The sequence below is a fragment of the Agrobacterium sp. P15N1-A genome (genome assembly GCF_044626815.1).
GTDB classification, from domain to species: Bacteria; Pseudomonadota; Alphaproteobacteria; order Rhizobiales; family Rhizobiaceae; genus Agrobacterium; species Agrobacterium leguminum.
Window position 1 is genome coordinate 160732 of the sequence record NZ_JBIUPF010000006.1, and the last position, 18145, is coordinate 178876.

19 protein-coding genes are annotated in these 18145 nt (G+C 62.1%); 11 read left to right on the forward strand and 8 right to left on the reverse strand.

Features of this window, described 5'->3' with window-relative positions; translation table 11 throughout:
- Positions 1-57 precede the first annotated feature (57 nt).
- The 3 genes from ACIK7D_RS20140 (at position 58) to ACIK7D_RS20150 (ending at position 2089) form a co-directional block, all read left to right on the forward strand.
- Complete coding sequence (locus ACIK7D_RS20140) at positions 58-645, forward strand: YigZ family protein (protein ID WP_080857664.1); 588 nt, start codon at positions 58-60, stop codon at positions 643-645.
- Positions 646-785: 140 nt separating this feature from the next.
- Positions 786-1454: a pseudouridine synthase gene (locus ACIK7D_RS20145; protein WP_400157194.1), complete on the forward strand. Its 669-nt coding sequence runs from the start codon at positions 786-788 to the stop codon at positions 1452-1454.
- An 8-nt stretch (positions 1455-1462) separates the two neighbouring features.
- Positions 1463-2089, forward strand: coding sequence for a class I SAM-dependent methyltransferase (locus ACIK7D_RS20150; RefSeq protein WP_400157195.1), 627 nt, complete (start codon positions 1463-1465; stop codon positions 2087-2089).
- Here the strand turns inward: ACIK7D_RS20150 and ACIK7D_RS20155 are convergent, their stop codons facing one another.
- The gene (locus tag ACIK7D_RS20155) at positions 2090-2275 is read right to left on the reverse strand and encodes a hypothetical protein (protein WP_149743367.1); all 186 of its coding nucleotides are present in this window, start codon (positions 2273-2275) and stop codon (positions 2090-2092) included. It lies immediately after the preceding gene.
- A gap of 184 nt (positions 2276-2459) precedes the next feature.
- Here ACIK7D_RS20155 and ACIK7D_RS20160 point away from each other — a divergent pair, with 184 nt between their 5' ends.
- Together ACIK7D_RS20160 and ACIK7D_RS20165 are read left to right on the forward strand one after the other, a co-directional pair.
- On the forward strand, positions 2460-3683 hold the full coding sequence (locus ACIK7D_RS20160; protein WP_400157196.1) for a PQQ-dependent sugar dehydrogenase: 1224 nt from the start codon (positions 2460-2462) through the stop codon (positions 3681-3683).
- Positions 3684-3787: 104 nt separating this feature from the next.
- The gene (locus tag ACIK7D_RS20165) at positions 3788-4804 is read left to right on the forward strand and encodes a DNA topoisomerase IB (protein WP_400157197.1); all 1017 of its coding nucleotides are present in this window, start codon (positions 3788-3790) and stop codon (positions 4802-4804) included.
- A gap of 3 nt (positions 4805-4807) precedes the next feature.
- On the opposite strand, the gene ACIK7D_RS20170 is transcribed toward ACIK7D_RS20165, so the two are convergent.
- A complete protein-coding gene (locus tag ACIK7D_RS20170) occupies positions 4808-5530 on the reverse strand; it encodes a response regulator transcription factor (protein WP_135398672.1) in 723 nt (240 codons plus the stop codon).
- A gap of 1 nt (position 5531) precedes the next feature.
- A complete protein-coding gene (locus tag ACIK7D_RS20175; protein WP_400157198.1) occupies positions 5532-6767 on the reverse strand; it encodes a GAF domain-containing sensor histidine kinase in 1236 nt (411 codons plus the stop codon).
- Positions 6768-7071: 304 nt separating this feature from the next.
- Between ACIK7D_RS20175 and ACIK7D_RS20180 the strand changes: the two genes are divergently transcribed.
- From ACIK7D_RS20180 to recX, 6 genes are all read left to right on the forward strand, one after another.
- Entirely contained in the window at positions 7072-8088 is a 1017-nt protein-coding gene (locus ACIK7D_RS20180) for an ABC transporter substrate-binding protein (protein WP_400157199.1), read from the forward strand.
- 98 nt (positions 8089-8186) lie between these two features.
- Positions 8187-9650 carry an ATP-binding cassette domain-containing protein gene (locus ACIK7D_RS20185; protein WP_127758331.1) on the forward strand — a complete coding sequence of 488 codons (1464 nt, stop codon included), beginning with the start codon at positions 8187-8189 and terminating at the stop codon, positions 9648-9650.
- Positions 9647-10588 carry an ABC transporter permease gene (locus tag ACIK7D_RS20190; protein WP_080838912.1) on the forward strand — a complete coding sequence of 314 codons (942 nt, stop codon included), beginning with the start codon at positions 9647-9649 and terminating at the stop codon, positions 10586-10588. The genes ACIK7D_RS20185 and ACIK7D_RS20190 overlap by 4 nt, the downstream gene beginning before the upstream one ends.
- On the forward strand, positions 10585-11532 hold the full coding sequence (locus tag ACIK7D_RS20195) for an ABC transporter permease (RefSeq protein WP_400157200.1): 948 nt from the start codon (positions 10585-10587) through the stop codon (positions 11530-11532). Before ACIK7D_RS20190 ends, ACIK7D_RS20195 begins: the two co-directional genes overlap by 4 nt.
- A 35-nt stretch (positions 11533-11567) precedes the next feature.
- Positions 11568-12488: an SMP-30/gluconolactonase/LRE family protein gene (locus tag ACIK7D_RS20200; RefSeq protein WP_400157201.1), complete on the forward strand. Its 921-nt coding sequence runs from the start codon at positions 11568-11570 to the stop codon at positions 12486-12488.
- Positions 12489-12560: 72 nt separating this feature from the next.
- Positions 12561-13148: a recombination regulator RecX gene (gene recX / locus ACIK7D_RS20205; RefSeq protein WP_400157202.1), complete on the forward strand. Its 588-nt coding sequence runs from the start codon at positions 12561-12563 to the stop codon at positions 13146-13148.
- A gap of 3 nt (positions 13149-13151) precedes the next feature.
- Here recX and ACIK7D_RS20210 read toward each other — a convergent pair whose 3' ends face one another.
- From ACIK7D_RS20210 to ACIK7D_RS20230, 5 genes are all read right to left on the reverse strand, one after another.
- The gene (locus ACIK7D_RS20210; protein WP_400157203.1) at positions 13152-13550 is read right to left on the reverse strand and encodes a c-type cytochrome; all 399 of its coding nucleotides are present in this window, start codon (positions 13548-13550) and stop codon (positions 13152-13154) included.
- A gap of 95 nt (positions 13551-13645) precedes the next feature.
- Positions 13646-14173: a DUF992 domain-containing protein gene (locus ACIK7D_RS20215; protein ID WP_003522107.1), complete on the reverse strand. Its 528-nt coding sequence runs from the start codon at positions 14171-14173 to the stop codon at positions 13646-13648.
- Positions 14174-14421: 248 nt separating this feature from the next.
- Positions 14422-15231, reverse strand: a complete 810-nt coding sequence (locus ACIK7D_RS20220) for an ATP-binding cassette domain-containing protein (protein WP_035263594.1) — start codon at positions 15229-15231, stop codon at positions 14422-14424.
- Positions 15232-15265: 34 nt separating this feature from the next.
- A complete protein-coding gene (fhuB, locus tag ACIK7D_RS20225) occupies positions 15266-17230 on the reverse strand; it encodes a Fe(3+)-hydroxamate ABC transporter permease FhuB (RefSeq protein WP_400157204.1) in 1965 nt (654 codons plus the stop codon).
- Positions 17227-18129, reverse strand: a complete 903-nt coding sequence (locus tag ACIK7D_RS20230; RefSeq protein WP_400157205.1) for an iron-siderophore ABC transporter substrate-binding protein — start codon at positions 18127-18129, stop codon at positions 17227-17229. The genes fhuB and ACIK7D_RS20230 overlap by 4 nt, the downstream gene beginning before the upstream one ends.
- Positions 18130-18145: the final 16 nt, after the last annotated feature.

Genomic DNA, 18145 nt, shown 5'->3' on the forward strand with positions numbered 1-18145 from the left:
CCGTTCCGAGCCTTATACCGATTTCCGCATGCGAATATATGCGATATTGAAACGCCCATGTTCACGCTCGACCGACCCGTCACCTTTTCGCAGGATATCAAGAAAAGCCGCTTCATCGCCTTTGCCGCGCCGGTGACGGGCGAAGAGGATGCGAAAAACTTTCTTGCGGCGCATTCCGATCCGGATGCCAACCATAATTGCTGGGCCTGGCGAAGCGGCCAGACCTATCGTTTCAGCGATGACGGCGAGCCTTCGGGCACGGCCGGGAAACCGATCCTTCAGGCCATCGACGGTCAGGCGCTGGACAATGTCGCCGTTCTCGTCATCCGCTGGTTCGGCGGCATCCTGCTCGGCAGCGGCGGGCTGATGCGCGCCTATGGCGGCACGGCAGCCGCCTGCCTGCGGCTTGGCGAGACGTCACCGGTCATCGCTTATGTCAGCGCGACGCTGAGCTGCCCTTTCTCCGATCTGGCGCTTGTGAAATCACGCCTTTCCGCCACCCAGAACCTGCGTCTGGAAAGGGAGGATTTCACCGGCACCGGCGCGGATATGCTGCTCTCGGTTCCGGCCGAGGAAGCCGAACGGCTCACCCGTCTTCTCAGCGACCTGACCAGTGGGCGCGTCAATTTGCATATTCCCGACTAGAGTTTTTTCGCTTTTCTTCGAATCGCGAAAAAACTCTAACTCTTTGCTTTGGCGCATTTCCGGACGGAAAACCGGGGTCCACTTTTCCTGGAAATGCTCTAGCGCCTGTCCGAATGCGCAATTCGTGCTAAGGAAGCGACATGTCTCCAGAGCTTTCCAACCCCAACTACAATCCGCCACTCGAACCCTGGCTCACCATCGTGCACCGCGACGACGATCTTCTGGTGCTCGACAAGCCAAGCGGGCTTTTATCGGTGCCGGGGCGCGATCCGGCGCTTTCGGACAGCCTGATGACGCGTGTGCAGAAACAGTTTCCGAAAGCGCTGATGATCAACCGGCTGGACAAGGACACCTCCGGCATCGTGCTGATGTCCTTGAACCGCAAGGCGCATGCGGCGATTGCATCGCAGTTCGAAAACCGCCAGACGCGCAAATCCTATGTCGCCATTGTCTGGGGAGAGGTTGCCGGAGAAGCGGGGGAAGTGGACCTGCCGCTCGCCATCGATCCGGAAAACAAGCCTCGCCACCGGGTCGACCACGAGAACGGCAAGCCGGCGCAGAGCCTTTGGCGGGTGCTGGAACGATTGCCGCTTCCGGCAACGCGGCTTGCGCTGACCCCGCTTACCGGCCGTACCCACCAATTGCGGGTGCATATGAAGGCGCTCGGCCACCCCATTCTCGGCGATGAATTTTATGCCGAAGGCGAAGCGCTCGCCGCTGCGCCGCGCCTGATGCTACATGCGCAGGAGGTCGGGTTCCGCCATCCCGATGGCCGTGACGTCACCTATACCGTCCCCTGCCCCTTCTGAGGTCCAAGATGAAGGAACAAAACGAAAGCTTCGTGGTGGATTTTGTCGGCGGCGCGGTCGGGCACCGTTTCCGCTCCGGCGAAGGGCGCGGGCAGGCCCTGCCGAAAGCTGCGGGTTTCACCAAAGGCCGCACGCCAAAGATCGTTGATGCCACGGCCGGGCTCGGGCGGGATGCCTTTCTGCTTGCCTCACTCGGCGCGGAGGTGACCCTCATCGAACGCTCGCCGGACATGCATGCTCACCTTGCCGATGGCATTCGCCGTGCACTGGCAGCAGGCGGCACTTATGCCGAGGCGGCAGCGCGCATGACGCTGCTCCACGGTGACTCCCGATATCTCCTGAAGGAGCTTTCACCGGAGGTGGTGATTGTCGACCCCATGCATCCGCCGCGCCACAACACGGCGCTGGTGAAAAAGGAGATGCGGGTGCTGAGAGAACTGGTTGGTGCCGACCCGGATCAGGTGGAGTTGATGGAGGCTGCGCTGGAGAATGCGACGAAGCGGGTGGTTCTGAAATGGCCCCTGAGAGCCGAGCCGATGCCCGGCATCCGCAAGCCTTCGCATCAGATAATGGGGAAGAACACCCGTTATGATGTCTTCATGATCTTCGGAAAATCTCTCGACGACGGGGAATGATCAGCGGAAGGTCGGCTTGCGCTGCGCATTCATCAAAAGCTCATGCCGCGAGGCGAACTCGCCGAACAGTTTTCGGAGCCGTGTCTCCTCGGCCTTGTCCAGCCGGTAACGCCGGCAGAATTCCGCAACGTTGAGGATCGGTTTGGTTCTGTTCCCGTCAATGGTCTTGTTGTCGATGATCTGCATGGCGCCCTCCGTATAACAGAGGCCAAACGTCGCTTGCGCCTTGCGGTTCCTTATGAATTCGCATGGATGAGAAAAGAGCGTGCCGCCTGCACACGGAGTGATCAAGTTTTCTTGAAACTATCGCAGGAAACGAAATCCTCCCCAAATGGTTCTCTGCCTGATGTAAACCATGGAAGGGAGACCCATGTTCCATAACAACCGATTTCTGAGTTCGACGATCCTGTGTGCACTGCTCGCCGTGCCGCTCGCCGGTATCGCACAGGCCCAGACCCCGGCCGCCGAAACGAAACGGCCGAATGCGCCGGATCAGAAACCGGCTTTTGAGGGCCAGACCCGCGCGCCGCAGGCCGCCACCCAGCCACGCGTCGAAAAAACCGTGATCGCGGACGGCCTGCCGCATCTGTGGTCGATGGAGTTTCTGCCCGATGGCCGCATGATCGTTGCAGCCAAGGAAGGCGCCATCCATATCGTCGCCGACGGCAAGGCCGGCCCGGAGATCGCCGGCGTGCCGGAGGTGGCGTCCGATGGGCAGGGCGGACTTCTCGACATCGCGCTGGCTCCCGATTTCGAAACATCGCGCACCATCTTCTTCTCCTTCTCCGAACCGCGCGATGGCGGCAACGGCACATCGGTAGCCTCGGCAAAACTGACCGAGGAGGGAGGCGCGGCAAAGCTGGACAATGTCTCGGTGATTTTCCGCCAGACGCCGACCTATGACGGCGACAAACATTTCGGCTCCCGCCTCGTTTTCGGGCCGAACAACGAGCTTTATGTCACTGTCGGCGAACGTTCGGATTCGAAGCCGCGCGTGCAGGCGCAGGATCTGTCGAGCGGGCTCGGCAAGGTCTTCCGCATCGATGCGCAGGGCAAGGCCTTTGAAGGCAATCCTTTCGCCAGCCAGCAGAACGCCCTCCCCGAAATCTGGAGCTATGGCCACCGCAACCTGCAGGCCGCGGCACTCGATGGTGAGGGCAGGCTCTGGACCGTGGAACACGGCCCGAAGGGCGGCGATGAGCTGAATATGCCGAAAGCCGGCCTGAACTACGGCTGGCCGGTCATCACCTATGGCGTCGAATATAGCGGAAGGTCGGTTGGCGAAGGTGTTACCGCAAAAGAAGGCATGGAACAGCCGGTCTATTATTGGGACCCGGTCATCGGCCCCTCCGGCATGGCCTATTATGATGGCGACCAAATCCCCGAATGGAAGGGCGCTTTCATCGTCGGCGGTCTGGTAAGCCAGGGTCTCGTCATCCTGCATATCGATGGCGACAAGGTTGTCACCGAAAGCCGGTTGCCGCTGGAAGCGCGCATTCGCGACGTGAAGGTCGGTCCGGATGGCGCGATCTATGCCGTGACCGAAGAGCGCGGCGGGAACTCGCAGATTCTGCGCATCGCCAAGGCTGGCTGATTAAAAAAGCCGGCTGAGAAAACTCGCGATTGGAGCGACAGGCCGCCGGAACGAAGGCGGCCTGTTTTTCGTTTGCCGCAGCGTGAAACCTGCCGGAAAAAACCATGCCACAACCGCCCACCCGCCTTCTTGCCAAAATCGGACTTGCCTATGTCAACGATCAGGAGCCGGGTATTTCCCGCGAGAAACGCGGGCGCGGTTTCTGTTACCGTCTGCCGGGAGGCGAACTTCTCTCCGACAGCGTCGAACTGAAGCGCATCAAATCGCTCGGTGTGCCGCCCGCCTATAAGGACGTGTGGATATGCATCGACCCCGCCGGCCATCTGCAGGCTACGGGTTTCGATGCCCGCGGGCGAAAACAGTATCGGTATCATCCCGGCTGGCATGCGCTCCGGGGCGAGACGAAATTCTTCCAGCTCAAAAGCTTCGGCAAGGCGCTGCCCGCCATCCGCCGCCGCGCCATCGCCGATATCGAAAAACAGGATCATGGGCCGGAAATGACGCTCGCAGCACTCACGCTGCTGCTCGATGCCGCCTATCTGCGCGTCGGCAATCGCTCCTATCTCGAAACCAACGGCACCTATGGTGCAACGACATTGCTCAAGCGGCATGTCTCCTTCGGCGAAACCATCGAGTTGCGGTTTGCCGCCAAGGGCGGGCAGAAGGTGAAACGGCAATTGCGCCACCCGCGCCTGCAGAAAATCCTCGAGGAAATCGCCGATCTGCCCGGCAAGGAACTCTTCGTCTGGCAGGACAGCGAAAACCGGGTGCATTCGGTCGATTCCAGCGATCTCAACGCCTACCTCGCCCGTATCGGCGGGCAAGGCATTTCCGCCAAGACCTTCCGCACCTGGGGCGGAACTTTGGCGGCCTTCTGCAACGCGATGGAACATGTGGCGGCGGGCGACAAGCCGAGCATAAAGGGCATGTGCCAGGCAGCGGCGACGGAGCTTTCCAACACGCCCGCCATCTGCCGCAAGAGCTATGTGCACCCGGCCGTCCTCGATATCGCCGCGGAAGAGAAAGCGCAGAAAAAACTTGGCCGCATCCTGAAGGTCGGGGCAAAGCCCGTCTCCGGCCTCAGGGCCGATGAAAGACGGCTGCTTGCCTTCCTGCCCTGAGGATCAGCGGCCGCCCGCCCATTCCGCCAGCTCCCGCTCGGCTCTTTCCAGCGCGCTGTAATTCAACAGCTTGCGCAGGAAAGCGACGGTAACGGCGCGGGTTCTGAGATTATACCGGCCTTCCGCCTCGTCGTCGCCGGCCGCCTGATGCACGTTCAGCTTCTCATAGAGGCTTTGCAGCCGGTTCTGCACGCTGCGCAGCGACAGGTTGCGGCGGCGGGCAATCGCCTTGTCGGTGAGGCCGAGCGCGACATCGACAAGGATTTCATATTCGGAATCGGTAAAGCCATGGGCCTTGCCGAGGCTCTTTTCCTGCAGGCCGCGCACTTCCCGGTCGATCACGCATTGCGCCTCGATGAAGATGCTGCGCAGCGCCAGCCGCAGGCGGTCATCCGACGCCGATTTCAGCACGTAGCCATAGGCCGCCCCCTCCGGCACGATGCGGGAGACACCGCGCACATAGGCCTCGTCGGAATAATTGGACCAGAACAGGATGCGGGTATCGGGCCTTTCCTTCCAGATGGTGCGCGCCGCCTCGATGCCGTTGCGCTCATTCATCTGCAGATCCATGACGATATGGGCGGCCCGGTTTTCCCGCGCGAGCTTTTCGCCGGTTCTGCCATTGGCCGCTTCCAGCACCTTGTCGCATTCCGGCAGCGCGGCGCGCACCGCCTCGTTCAGATAGGCGCGGTGCAGCGCATCGTCTTCGACGATCAGCACATCCATGTCACAACTCCTCCCGCCGGTCGAAAGCGCCTGCCGGCAAGGTGACGGTGATGCGGGTTCCCGCTCCCGTGCCATTGCCGCCAATATCGAATCTCGCCGAAATCAGCCTCGCCCGCGTCTTCATATTGCCGATGCCGAGGCCACCGGAGGCCCCGCCTTCGCCGCCGCCGCTGCCGTCGTCGCTAACCGTCACCCGCAAGCCGCTGTCGATTGCGGTCAGTTTCACGGCAATCTCTTCGGGCTGGGCATGGCGAATGGCGTTATTGACCGCCTCCTGCACGATGCGGAACAGCGAGATGGCCACCGTCTTGTCGAGCTTTTCCACCAGCCCATCCGTCTCATCCGTCACCGACCAGTCGATTGCCGATCCGCTGTCGCGCACGGAGCGGTCCACATAGGTTTCGATGGCTTCAACGACGCCGAACAATTGCAGGATCGAGGGTTTCGCTTCCTCGATGATCTCGCGCAAATCCTGCATGCAATGCTGCAGGCTGCGCACCACCGGCTCCAGCATCTCGCCTGACAGGTCGGGGGTATGGCTCATGCGCTCGATGCGCCGCGCCAGCCGCGTCAGGTCCGCCAGCGTCTGGTCGTGCAGATCCATGCCGATGCGCTGCCGCTCGGCCTCCAGCGCCTCGGTCAATTGCAGCGCGCCTAAACGCAGGCCCTCCTCGCGGGCATTGGCGCGCGCCTCCTCGATGGCGGAGCGTTTGGCCTGCTCGGCGGCGCGGATGGCGTAGAAATAGGGCGCCAGCAAATCGGCGACCGCGCGTGCATTCGCCACATCCTCCATCGTATAGGCGTCCGACCGGTGCGAGGAACAACTCAGCGCGCCGATGATATCGCCATGCACCTTCATCGGCACATGCAGCCGGCTATGCAGGTTGAGTTCGATGATCGGGCTCGAAAACGACCCTTCGAAATGAAAGCGCGGATCGGAACAGGCGTCGCCGCTCAAGAGGTATTCCACCTCGCCTGACAGCAGCGAACGGATCGGACTGCCGGTCAGAAGGGCGGGCGGCTGCCGGCTCCAGGCACTGACGAGACCGCTCTCATAGGCGATGTGATATTTGTCATCCAGCTGCTTGATGCAGACATCCATATGGTCATGCGGGATGATGTGGCTGATCTCGGTGGCGACCGCCTGGATGATGGCATTAAATTCGAGCTGCCCGGCAAGCAGCCGCGAAATGCCCATATAATGATGAAAAAGAGCGCTTTTCGGCGTATCCAGCATGTGCGGACGCCCTCCCAAGCGCCTGCCTTCGACCATCGCGGCGAAGATTCAACCCCTTGGGCGCCGCATCACCCATTCTGCGCCCGGCAGTGGCGTTTCGTCCTGCGGGTTCCCGCAAGCTTTCTGCGGAAATCCGCAGGAAGATTGCCGCGATCCGCCTATACAAGCCAAATCTTCTTGGTCATTCTCGCTTCTACTGGGGAAAGGAGCTCCAGTGCAAAGGAATTCCACCTGCCGCCGAGGAGATTTGCGGCGTGCGAGAATTCCGGGCTCGAAAAGGGCAAGCCACGAGGGAGGAAATCAAATGGCTTTCAGGAAGATGCTTCTGGCATCGGCCGCTGTCGTATGCGCAGCTCTGCCGATCACCGCTCATGCCGACACGTCGGCCAAAAAAATCGCGCTTTCAAACAATTATGCCGGCAATTCATGGCGTCAGGCGATGCTGACGAGCTGGGACAAGATCACCAAGCAGGCGGTTGCCGACAAGCAGGTCGCCGCCGCTGACGCCTTCACGACAGCCGAAAACCAGGCGACCGAACAGGCCGCGCAGATCCAGAACCTCATTCTTCAGGGTTACGACGCCATCGTCATCAACGCCGCTTCGCCGACTGCGCTTAACGGCGCGGTGAAGGAAGCCTGCGATGCCGGCATCACCGTCGTATCCTTCGACGGCATCGTCACCGAGCCCTGCGCATGGCGTATCGCGGTGGACTTCAAGGCGATGGGCGAAAGCCAGATCGACTATCTGGCCAAGGCCATGCCGAAGGGTGGCAATCTGCTCGAAATTCGGGGTCTGGCCGGCGTTTCAGTGGATGACGAAATCCATGCCGGCATTGCCGCCGGTGTCGCCAAGAACCCACAGTTCAAGATCGTCGGTTCCGTTAATGGCGACTGGGCGCAGGATGTGGCGCAGCGCGCCGTCGCCGGCATTCTGCCGAGCCTTCCCGAAGTCGCGGCCGTCGTGACGCAGGGCGGCGACGGTTATGGCGCGGCGCAGGCTTTTGCCGCCGCCAAGCGCCCGACGCCCACCATCGTCATGGGCAACCGCGAAGACGAGCTGCAATGGTGGAAACAGCAGAAGGACGCAAGCGGTTACGAGACCATGTCCGTCTCCATCGCTCCCGGCGTCTCGACGCTCGCTTTCTGGGTGGCGCAGCAGATCCTCGACGGCAAGGATGTGAAGAAGGACCTGACCGTGCCCTTCCTGCGCATCGATCAGGCCAATCTCGAGGAAAACCTGAAGACGACCCAGAAGGGCGGCGTGGCGAATGTGGAATATTCGCAGGAAGATGCTGAGAAGGCCATCGCATCGGCAAAATAGGCCGGATCGGCCCAGAGCCTGACTATTGCGGCGCTCCCGGAACGGGTGCCGCAATAGCCACACATTATCCGATTTTCACATCACTGGCGTAATTGCTCATGAATGACATCATCGAGGCGGAAGAGGTCGTCGCTGCGCGCGGCGTGAAGGTCGTGTTCGGCGCGGTAAGGGCGCTGGATGGGGCCGATCTCGTCATCCGCACGGGGGAATGCCTCGGGCTCGTCGGCCATAACGGCGCGGGAAAGTCCACCATCGTCAATGTCATCAATGGCGGGCTGACGCCGCATGAGGGTTCCGTTTCCTATGGCGGCAACGAAAGCCGCCACGGCATTGCCGCCGCGCGCGCGAACGGCGTTCGCTGCGTGTTTCAGGAACTGTCGCTCTGCCCGAACCTGACGATCGGCGAAAATGTCCGCATCATGCATGCCGCCACGGGTGGGCGAAACTGGCGCGGCCGTGCGCTGACGACGATCCGCCAGACACTGGACGAGATTTTTCCCGGCCACGGCATCGATTGCGAGCTGACCATCGCTGAACTTTCCATCGCCGAACGGCAGATGGTGGAAATCGCCATCAATTTCTGCCGCATACCACACGCGCCGAGACTGGTGATCCTCGATGAGCCCACCTCTTCGCTGGATGCCGGTCTTGCCGAGCAGTTGATGGATTACGTCCGCCGTTTCGTGCGTGAGGGCGGCGCGGTTCTGCTGATCTCGCATATTCTCGGAGAAATTCTTTCGACGGCCACCCGTATCGTGGTGATGAAGGATGGCCGGGTGGTTGCCGACCGGAAGGCCGCCGACTTCACCACCCGCTCGCTGGTTGAGGCCATGGGCAGCGTCGTCAAGGAACAGGACAGGCGGCGGGGCGAAAGCCGCAAGGCAGGCGAAAAAGTGCTCTCCATGCCGGCGCGGCGTGGTGAAGGCCTCGCCTTTGAGGCCTTTCGCGGCGAGATCGTCGGCCTTGCCGGTCTCGGCGGCCATGGCCAGACCGAAGCGCTTCTCGATCTTTATCTCGCGCAGAACAGCAGCTGGCTGCCCGCGCGCAAGACCGATATCGCCTTCGTGGCGGGCGATCGCAGCCTGAACGGCACTTTTCCGCTGTGGAGCATCCTCAAAAACCTGTCCATCGCCTCGCTCAGGGATATTTCAGCCGCAGGCATGGTGGACAGGGGCAGGGAAACCGAGCTTGGGACGCAATGGAAAAAGCGCATCGAAATCCGCACGCCCGACATGAGCAACAAGATCCTTTCGCTCTCCGGCGGCAACCAGCAGAAGGTGCTTTTCGCCCGCGCGCTCGCCACCACCGCCAGCACCGTCTTGATGGACGACCCGATGCGTGGCGTCGATATCGGCACCAAACAGGAGGTCTATGACATCTTGAGAACCGAAGCCTCCCACGGCCGCACCTTCATCTGGTACTCCACCGAAATGGACGAAATCCGCCTTTGCGACCGGGTCTATGTGTTCCGCGACGGCGCCATCCAGGCGGAACTCATCGGCGACGATATTACCGAGCAGAATGTGCTGGCGGCCTCCTTTGCCGGAGAAGACCACGCATGAAACTCTCGGCAAACGCGCTCCGCCTCATCATTCCTGCCGCCTCGCTCGCCTTCCTGCTTGCCGCCGTCTTCTACATGCAGCCGCGCGCCATGAGCTATACCGGCATGAACCTGCTGTTCAATCTGGCCGTGCCGATTGCGCTCGCCACCATTGCGCAGATGCTAATCATGTCGGTCAACGATCTCGATCTGTCGATGGGCACCTTCGTCAGTTTCTGCGCCTGTGTGACCGCCACTTTCCTGCAAACCACGCCCATCCTCGGAATTGCGATCTTTGCCGGTGCGATTGCGGTCTATGCATTGCTTGGCGCCATCATCCATATCCGCGCCCTGCCCTCCATCGTCGTCACGCTCGGCATGAGCTTCGTCTGGGGCGGCCTCGCCGTCCTCATTCTTCCCTCGCCCGGCGGCCAGGCCCCCGCCTTCATCCGGGCGCTGATGACGGCAAAACCGCCTTTCGTGCCGATCGCCATCGTCGCCAGCATCCTGATCGCGGTCGTCGCTCACTATATCGTCATGCGCTCTTCCTTCGGCGTGCTGATGCGAGGCGTCGGCGGCAATTTCCGCTCGGTCGAACGCTCCGGCTGGTCGGTCGTCGGCATTCGCGCCGCTACCTTTGCGCTCGCCGGTTTCTTCGCGGTGCTGTCCGGTATCGCGCTCGTCGGGCTGACGACATCGGCCGACGCCAATATCGCGCTGCGTTACACGCTGCTCTCGATTGCCGGCGTCATTCTCGGCGGCGGCGAATTCGTCGGCGGCCGGGTATCGCCCATCGGCGCGGTCATCGGCGCGCTGACGCTGACGCTTGCCGGTTCGTTTCTCTCCTTCATGCGCATTTCACCCGACTGGCAGATCGGCGCGCAGGGGGCGATCCTCATCATCGTGCTGGCGCTGCGCATCCTGCTCAACCGTCTTGAAAAGCGGGAGAAAAACCAATGAACGGGCTGTCTTCCCTCACCAGAAAACCATGGATCTGGTCCTTTGCCGCAACGATTGCGGTCTGGATCGTCACCGTGCTCTTCACCGGCGGCGCAAGCTCTTTCGGCCTGTCGCATGCCGCACTCACCTTCGCGGCCTTTTCGGTCATCGTCGGCATCGGCCAGATGTTCGTCATCACGCTCGGACCGGGCAATATCGACCTCTGCGTACCCGCCACGATGACGCTGTCAGGCACGCTGGCGCTCAAATTCATGGATGTGTCGGACGGTCTCATCCTGCCCGGACTGCTGATCGCCATCCTGATCGGCATCGCCATCGGCATCGGCAATTATGCGCTGATCAAGCTCCTGCGCATCCCGCCGATCATCGCGACGCTCTCCATGAGCTTCATCGTGCAATCCATCGCCATCTGGTCGAACCGCGGCCTGCGCATCAAGCCGCCGGAAACATTGGCCACATTCGCCACGTCAAGTTTCTTCGGCATTCCGAACGTCGCCCTCGTGGCCCTGCTGCTTTCCGTCATCGCCTGGCTGCTGCTCGACCGCTCGTTTTACGGACGCTGGATTTCCGCCATCGGCCAGAGCACCTTTGCCGCCCGCATGACCGGCATTCCGGTGGATGGCACACGTTTCGTCACCTATGTGCTCTGCGCGGTGCTTGCTGCCATCGCGGGTTATCTGCTCGCCAGCTTCTCCGGCGGTGCTGCGCTCAACATGGGCTCGGAATATCTGCTGATGTCCATCGCCGTCGTCGTCATCGGCGGAACGGCGGTGGCGGGCGGCGATTCCAACGTTCCCGGCATCTGGGGCGCTTCGCTCTTCATGTTCCTGGTGGTTTCGATGCTGAATACCTATGGTTTCGGCGCCGGCATCCGCCTCATCCTCACCGGCCTCATCATCATCTCCGTCATTCTTCTGGCAAGCGGCCCCAAGGCCACGCGCTGAACCCATAACGACAAGCCCCCAAGCGGACCACGCTCATGACCACAGACAAGACCTCCCCTTACGAAATCCACGACGACCGCTTCCGCCATCTGATCGTCGGCAATGCCGAATTGGAAGAGCTTTATTCCGGTTGCCGCTGGGCCGAAGGCCCGGTGTGGTTTGCCGATCTCAACTGCCTGCTGTTCAGCGATATTCCCAATGAGCGCATGCTGCGCTGGGTGCCGGATGGTGGGATATCGGTGTTCCGCCAGCCCTCCAATTTCACCAACGGCAACACGCGCGACCGGCAGGGGCGGCTCGTTTCCTGCGAACATGGCGGCCGCCGCGTCACCCGCACCGAAGTCGACGGCTCCATCACGGTGCTTGCCGACAGCTACGGCGGCAAGCGGCTGAACTCACCCAATGACGTGGTGGTGAAATCCGATGGCAGCGTCTGGTTCACCGATCCCACCTACGGCATTCTTTCGGACTACGAGGGCTACAAGGCCGAGCCGGAACAGAAGACGCGCAATGTCTACCGGCTCGATCCCGCAACCGGAAAGATCGAGATCGTGATTGACGACTTCGTGCAGCCGAACGGGCTTGCGTTTTCGCCTGATGAAACGAAGCTTTACGTCGCCGACAGTTCCTACAGCCATGATGTCTCCCGCCCGCGCCATATCCGCGTCTTCGACGTGGTGGACGGCGCGAAGCTCACCACCGGCCGGGAATTCTGCAATCTCGACAATGGCCTGCCGGACGGCTTCCGTCTGGATACGGCCGGCAACCTGTGGACCAGCGCCGGCGATGGCGTTCACTGCTTTTCCCCCGAAGGTACGCTCCTCGGCAAGATCAAGGTGCCGCAGACGGTCGCGAACCTCACTTTCGGCGGCCCGAAAAAGAACCGCCTGTTCATCACCGCGACGAAGTCGCTCTATTCGGTCTATGTCGCCGCAACCGGCGCGCAAACGCCTTGAGCTACTGAAAAACCGGAGGAAACGGGCCGGGAGGGAACTGGCAAGACGGGTTCACCGCGCTATAAAAGCGGAATGAACGACGATTCCAGCCCCTTCCTGACCGACGACATGGCCGTGGACGACGCACCGGCCGTTGAGCCCACCAGCCGCATGCTTTCCTGGGCCCGCAATTCCGCTCTTTACCGGCTGGAACAGCGCATGATGACGGAAAAGCAGCTGCGCGACGCCATCATGCGCAAGGCGCGGGAAAAATTCGAGGATATCAGCCCGGCGCAGGTCAGGGCGCTCGGCGAATTTGCCGTAACCTTCGCTTATGGCATCAAGGCGCTCGATGACACGGCCTATGCGGAAATCGCCGTGCGGAGCGGCCAGCGCAGCGGCAAATCGAAACGTGGGCTCGCGCAGAAACTTCAGATCAAGGGCATTGCCCGGGAAACGGCTGCGGTCGCGTTGCAGGAGACCAATGATCTCGTCGCGGCCGTCATCTTCGCCCGTAAGCGCGCCTTCGGGCCGTTTCGCCGTGTCGAACTGGACGAGAAGCGCAAGGCCAAGGAATTTTCCGCCTTCGCCCGCAACGGCTTCAGTTTCGAGATCGGCGCGAAGGTGATGGAGATGACCTTCGAAGAAGCGGAAGAGATTATCGCTGAAGCACCGCTCTGACCGCTATTGCGGCATGGGATGCGTTTTCAGATAGGCGATCAGATCCGCAATATCGGTTTCGCTCCACAGCCCGAAAAAGCGCATCGCATTTCCCGGTATCGCCTTTTTCGGGCTGGCGATGAATTTTTGCAGTTCAGCCTCCGACCACACCCGGCCAGCCGCGCCGGCATCCTTGAGCGCCTGAGAATAGTGGCCGTAATCGGCCACGGAAGCCATCGGCCTGCCGACGACACCCATCAGATGAGGCCCCATGCGGGTGCGTGGCGTATCGGCGCTGTGGCAAGTGGAACAGCGACTGAAGACCTTCTCCCCATGGGCCGCATCGCCCTCGGCAAAAGCGGCTGTCGCCAAAAGGAAAGAACAGGCGGTCACTGCCGCCACACTTCTGAAAATGGAAATCATGGCCCGGATAATACAACGCCCTCTCCGTCTGACAACGAAGAGGGCGTTTTTTGACATGCGACAGAATGCCCGGCCGGGGCCGGGCACTTTGCCGATCAGTTCATGGCCGTGAGCGTCACGGAGGTGCCGGTGGCGGCGAGGTTGAGGCCAACCTGACCCGTCACGCTGACCGTCTGCAGCTGGATGGAGCCGGACGTGCCGCCAACGAGAACGTTGGTGCCGACGCCGAGACCGACGGTGACTTCAGCCGTTGCGCCCTGATAAAGGCCGCCGAGCGAACCGCGGTGGTAACCGGCGGTCGGGGCGAAAACGGCCCAGACCAGACGGCCCTGCGTGGTGAAACCGAGGTCGACACCCATCTTGCGGATGGCGCCGGTGTAATGGTCGGTGCGACGGGCGCCCATGGTGGACTGGAAGGTGCAATCCAGTTCCTTGGCCGAGCCGAGAACGTAACCGACGCCGCCGCCGATATCGCAGGTGAGGTAACCGATCTTGACGCCGTTGCGATCGTCCTGCTCCTGCGGAGCCGGCTCATATCTTGCAAGGTCGGCAGCGAGGGCGGATGCGGTTCCGCCGAGGCCCATCGTCAATGCGGCAAAAGTTACGGCAACAGCCTTTTTCATCTGATTTTCTCCTGTTTTATTCCTACCCGCAGCAGCCCTTCTTGCCCTCTCCGGATATTGAATTCCGCACTGTTAACGTTTGTTCCCTGAAATCGATCCAAAACAACTTAATTGGAGGCGATGAAAGCGGACCGGTTAACAATGTCTGATGGCGGTAGGATGCCATTAAGACATTGTTAGGGCGGGAAATGCGTGCGGAATCGCCATCAACAGCCAGCGTTGCCGGCCGTTGTTTTGCTGCAACAACCTCAAAGCGGCAGGGCGACGGGAAAGCCGGTGGCGGCATGGGTCATGACATCCATGCGAACGCCATAGATGCGCTGCAGCGTCTCCGGCGTCATGATCTCCTGCGGCGTTCCCCGCGCGATAAGCTGGCCGGAATGAAGCGCGACGATCTCATCGCAGAAGCGCGCCGCCATGTTGACGTCGTGCAGCACGACGATGACGCCGAGACCCTTTTCGCGCGACAATCTCTGCACCAGCGAAAGCACCTCGATCTGGTGCGCCATGTCGAGTGCGGAGATGGGTTCGTCGAGAAGCAGGCTTTCGGCGTTCTGGGCCACCAGCATGGCGAGCCACACGCGCTGGCGCTCACCGCCGGAAAGCGTATCCACCAGCCGGTCGCGGAAGGCGACGGTGTCGGTGAGTTCGATGGCTTCGTCCACCTTCTCCTGATCCGCTTTGGTGAACTGCCCAAGCGCGCCGTGCCAGGGATAACGGCCGAGCGCCACCAGTTCCTTGGCCAGCATGCCGGAGGCGGCCGGCGTATATTGCGGCAGATAGGCGAGCTTTCGCGCAAATTCACGATTGCCCCAGGCGCCGAGAGCCTTCCCTTCGAATGAGACCCTGCCCGCCGTCGGCTCCTGAATCCGTGCGAGAATCTTGAGCAGCGTGGATTTTCCCGAACCGTTATGGCCGATCAGGCCGATGGTCTTGCCGGTCGCAAAACTGGCCGTCAGCGGCTGCAGCAATGTCCTGCCCGGCACCTCCATCGTCACGCCGTCGAGAGAAAAAAGCGGAATATCGTCATAATCGACGGCAAGTGCTGCCTGACCCATGGTTCTCATCTCCGTACATCGTTCAAAAAATTCATCATCGCCTGCCTGAAAGCCAGATCAGATAGGGCGCGCCGGCAAGCGCCGCAAAAAGCCCGAGCGGCAGCTCATAGGGAAAGGTGACTGTCCGTGCGCCAAGATCGGAAAGCGCCATCAGCACCGCGCCGAACAGGAAGGAGGCGAAGAGATGATCGCGCGGCGTGGTGAAACCGGCGCGAAGCGCAATATGCGGCGCCATCAATCCGACGAAACTCAAGGGACCGACGAGCAGCGAGGCGGCCCCGGTGGCAATGCCCGCCACCGCGATGACGGCGATGCGGGCCGGGCCGAGCGGCAGGCCGAGGGAGAGCGGCACATCGCGTCCGAGCGGCAGGATCGTCAGCCAGCGCGTGACCGATAGCGCGCCCGCCAGCAGCACGATGGAAAGAATGGCGAGAAAGATCGCCGAAGCCGGCGTCGCCGTCGAACCCGAGCCGCTGAGCCAGGCGAGGATCTGCCATGCCCGCTGGTCGCCAATGGCAAGCAGCGCCGAGAGAACGGCCGAGCAGAGCGAACTGATGGCAATGCCCGCGAGCAGGATTTTTTCCGGCGCGAGGTGCCGGCGCATGGAAAACAGCAGGACGAGGATCATGACAGCCGCAGAGCCGATGCCGGCGCCGCAAAACAGTTCGAAAAGACCGGCGGCCGGAAAAATCGTGATGGCGGCGGCAAAACCGAGGCCGGCACCGCCGCTGACGCCGATCACTTCCGGGCTTGCCATGGGATTGCCGGTAAGTCGCTGGAGAAGCGCCCCCGCCATGGCCAGAAGACCGCCTGCGGCCACGGCCGCCACCAGCCGCGGCCAGCGGAAGGGCAGCAGGCTTTGCAGATCGTCGGCCTTCAGCATCGTCCAGCCATCGGGCCCCTTGCCGATGGCGAGCGCTGCAAAAACCAGCCCCGCCATGACCGCCAGTACCGGCAGCAGGGCCGTAAGCCGGCGTCTTGTCGCCAGCTCGACGCCTTCACCGCGATGCACATCGGTCGGCCGAATTTTCGGCAGCAGCCACAGAAGCAGCGGGCCGCCGATCAGGGCCGTTACCGCGCCGGTCGGGAAAACTTCGGCCGTCGTGCTTGCCAGAAGCTGCACGAGACCGTCGCAGAACCACAGCAGCAGACCGCCCAGAAGCGGGGAAACCAGGAGCACCGAAGACGAACGCCGCACACCGAGCGCCCGGGTGAGCGCAGGTGCTGCAAGGCCGATGAAGCTGACGAGACCGACCGCCGAAGCAACGAAGGCGGCCAGCATGACCGCGACGGCGGCAACCGCCAGCCTGATCGAAAACAGCGAGACGCCGAGCGATCGCGCACCGGCATCGCCGAGACCGAGGACCGTCAGCGGCTTTATCAGCAGGCCGGTCAGAACGAGCCCGGCAACAAGCTGAAACGCGAGGGACAAGGCGTTCGACCAGTCCTGCTGGCTGAGCGAGCCGCCGTTCCAGACGACCAGCGACATCAGATATTCGCCCTGCGCCAAGGTCAGCGCGGCGGAAACAGACGCGGCGGTGATGCCGACCAGCAGCCCCGACACCACCATGGTCACCGGCTCGAAGGAGCGTCGCCAGCCGAGAAGAAACACGATGCCGGCCGCACCGGCAGCGCCAACGAGCGCAACAAAAGCGCGGTTGCCATCCAGCACCGACGGAAAGAACAGGGTGGCGATGACGATGGCCAGTTGCGCGCCGGCCGAGATGCCGAGCGTCGAAGGGTCGGCAATCGGATTGCGCAGCAATTGCTGGAACAACGCGCCCGACAGGCCGAGCATCGCCCCCGCCAGAATGGCGACCGCCACGCGCGGCATCAGGCTGAAGGCGAAAATCACCTGATCCATCGACATGGTGGCGGCATCGAACGGCAGGCCGGGCCATGCACCGAAAGGCAGCCGCAGCAGCCCGGCATGCAGGGACAGCCCGCAGGCCAGAACGAACAGCAGCCCGAAGAAAAGCTGGAGAGGCCGCGCCGTCACAGGGCTTCTCCCTGCGCCGAGAGCGCTTCGGTCAGAAGCCGCGCAAAGCGCATGCCGGCGGTGATGCCGCCATAGGGGCCGACATTGCCGAGCGTGACCACCCGGTTTTCCCGCACGGCAGGCATCGCGCGCCATATGGCGCTGCTGCGCAGGGTTTCCCGCGCCTCGACCGGAATATCGGAGACGATGACGATGCGCGCATCGGGCGAAGCGGCGAGGTTTTCAAGCGGCACCGGGGCCGCGAAGGTGAATTGCGAACGATCCACCCAGGCATTGGCGAGCCCCAGCCGGCCAAGAACATCCCCGAACATGCTATCCGCACCGAAAGCGCGAAAATGCCGGGCGTCGCCGATATTGATCACATAGGTCGGCCGCGCCGCAAAACCGGCAAGGCGGGTCCGCATGGCTTGCAGCGCCGCTTCCGTTTCGCCCAGAACCCTGCGCGCCTCATCGGCCCTGCCGAGCTTTTCGCCAAGGGCGGAGACCGCCGCCAGCGCCTTTGCGAAAGGCGGTTCGCCCTTCACGTAAAAGGGCAGCGAGAAGACCGGGGCAATCGCTTCCAGCCTGCCGGTATAACGGGTGTAGAAGGGCGAAATCAGAATGAGATCGGGCCGGGTCAGTTGCAGAAGCTCGAAATTCGGCGCACCGCGCAGGCCGAGATCGGCGACGGTTGCAGGGATTTCCGGCTCGACCGCGTCCACCCGGAACTGGATGAGCTCGGTCGCCGCCACCGGCATGACGCCGAGCGCAACGGCGGTTTCCAGCATGGCCCAGTCGATGGCGGCAAGGCGTGGCGTGACCGCCGCCTGCGCCTTGCCAGCAAGAGCCGAAGCAGCGAGCAGGCCTAAAAATTCCCGCCGCCCCCAAATGGGGGACATCCATCGATCCTTGCGCGTCATGCCCCTGCTGCTTCAC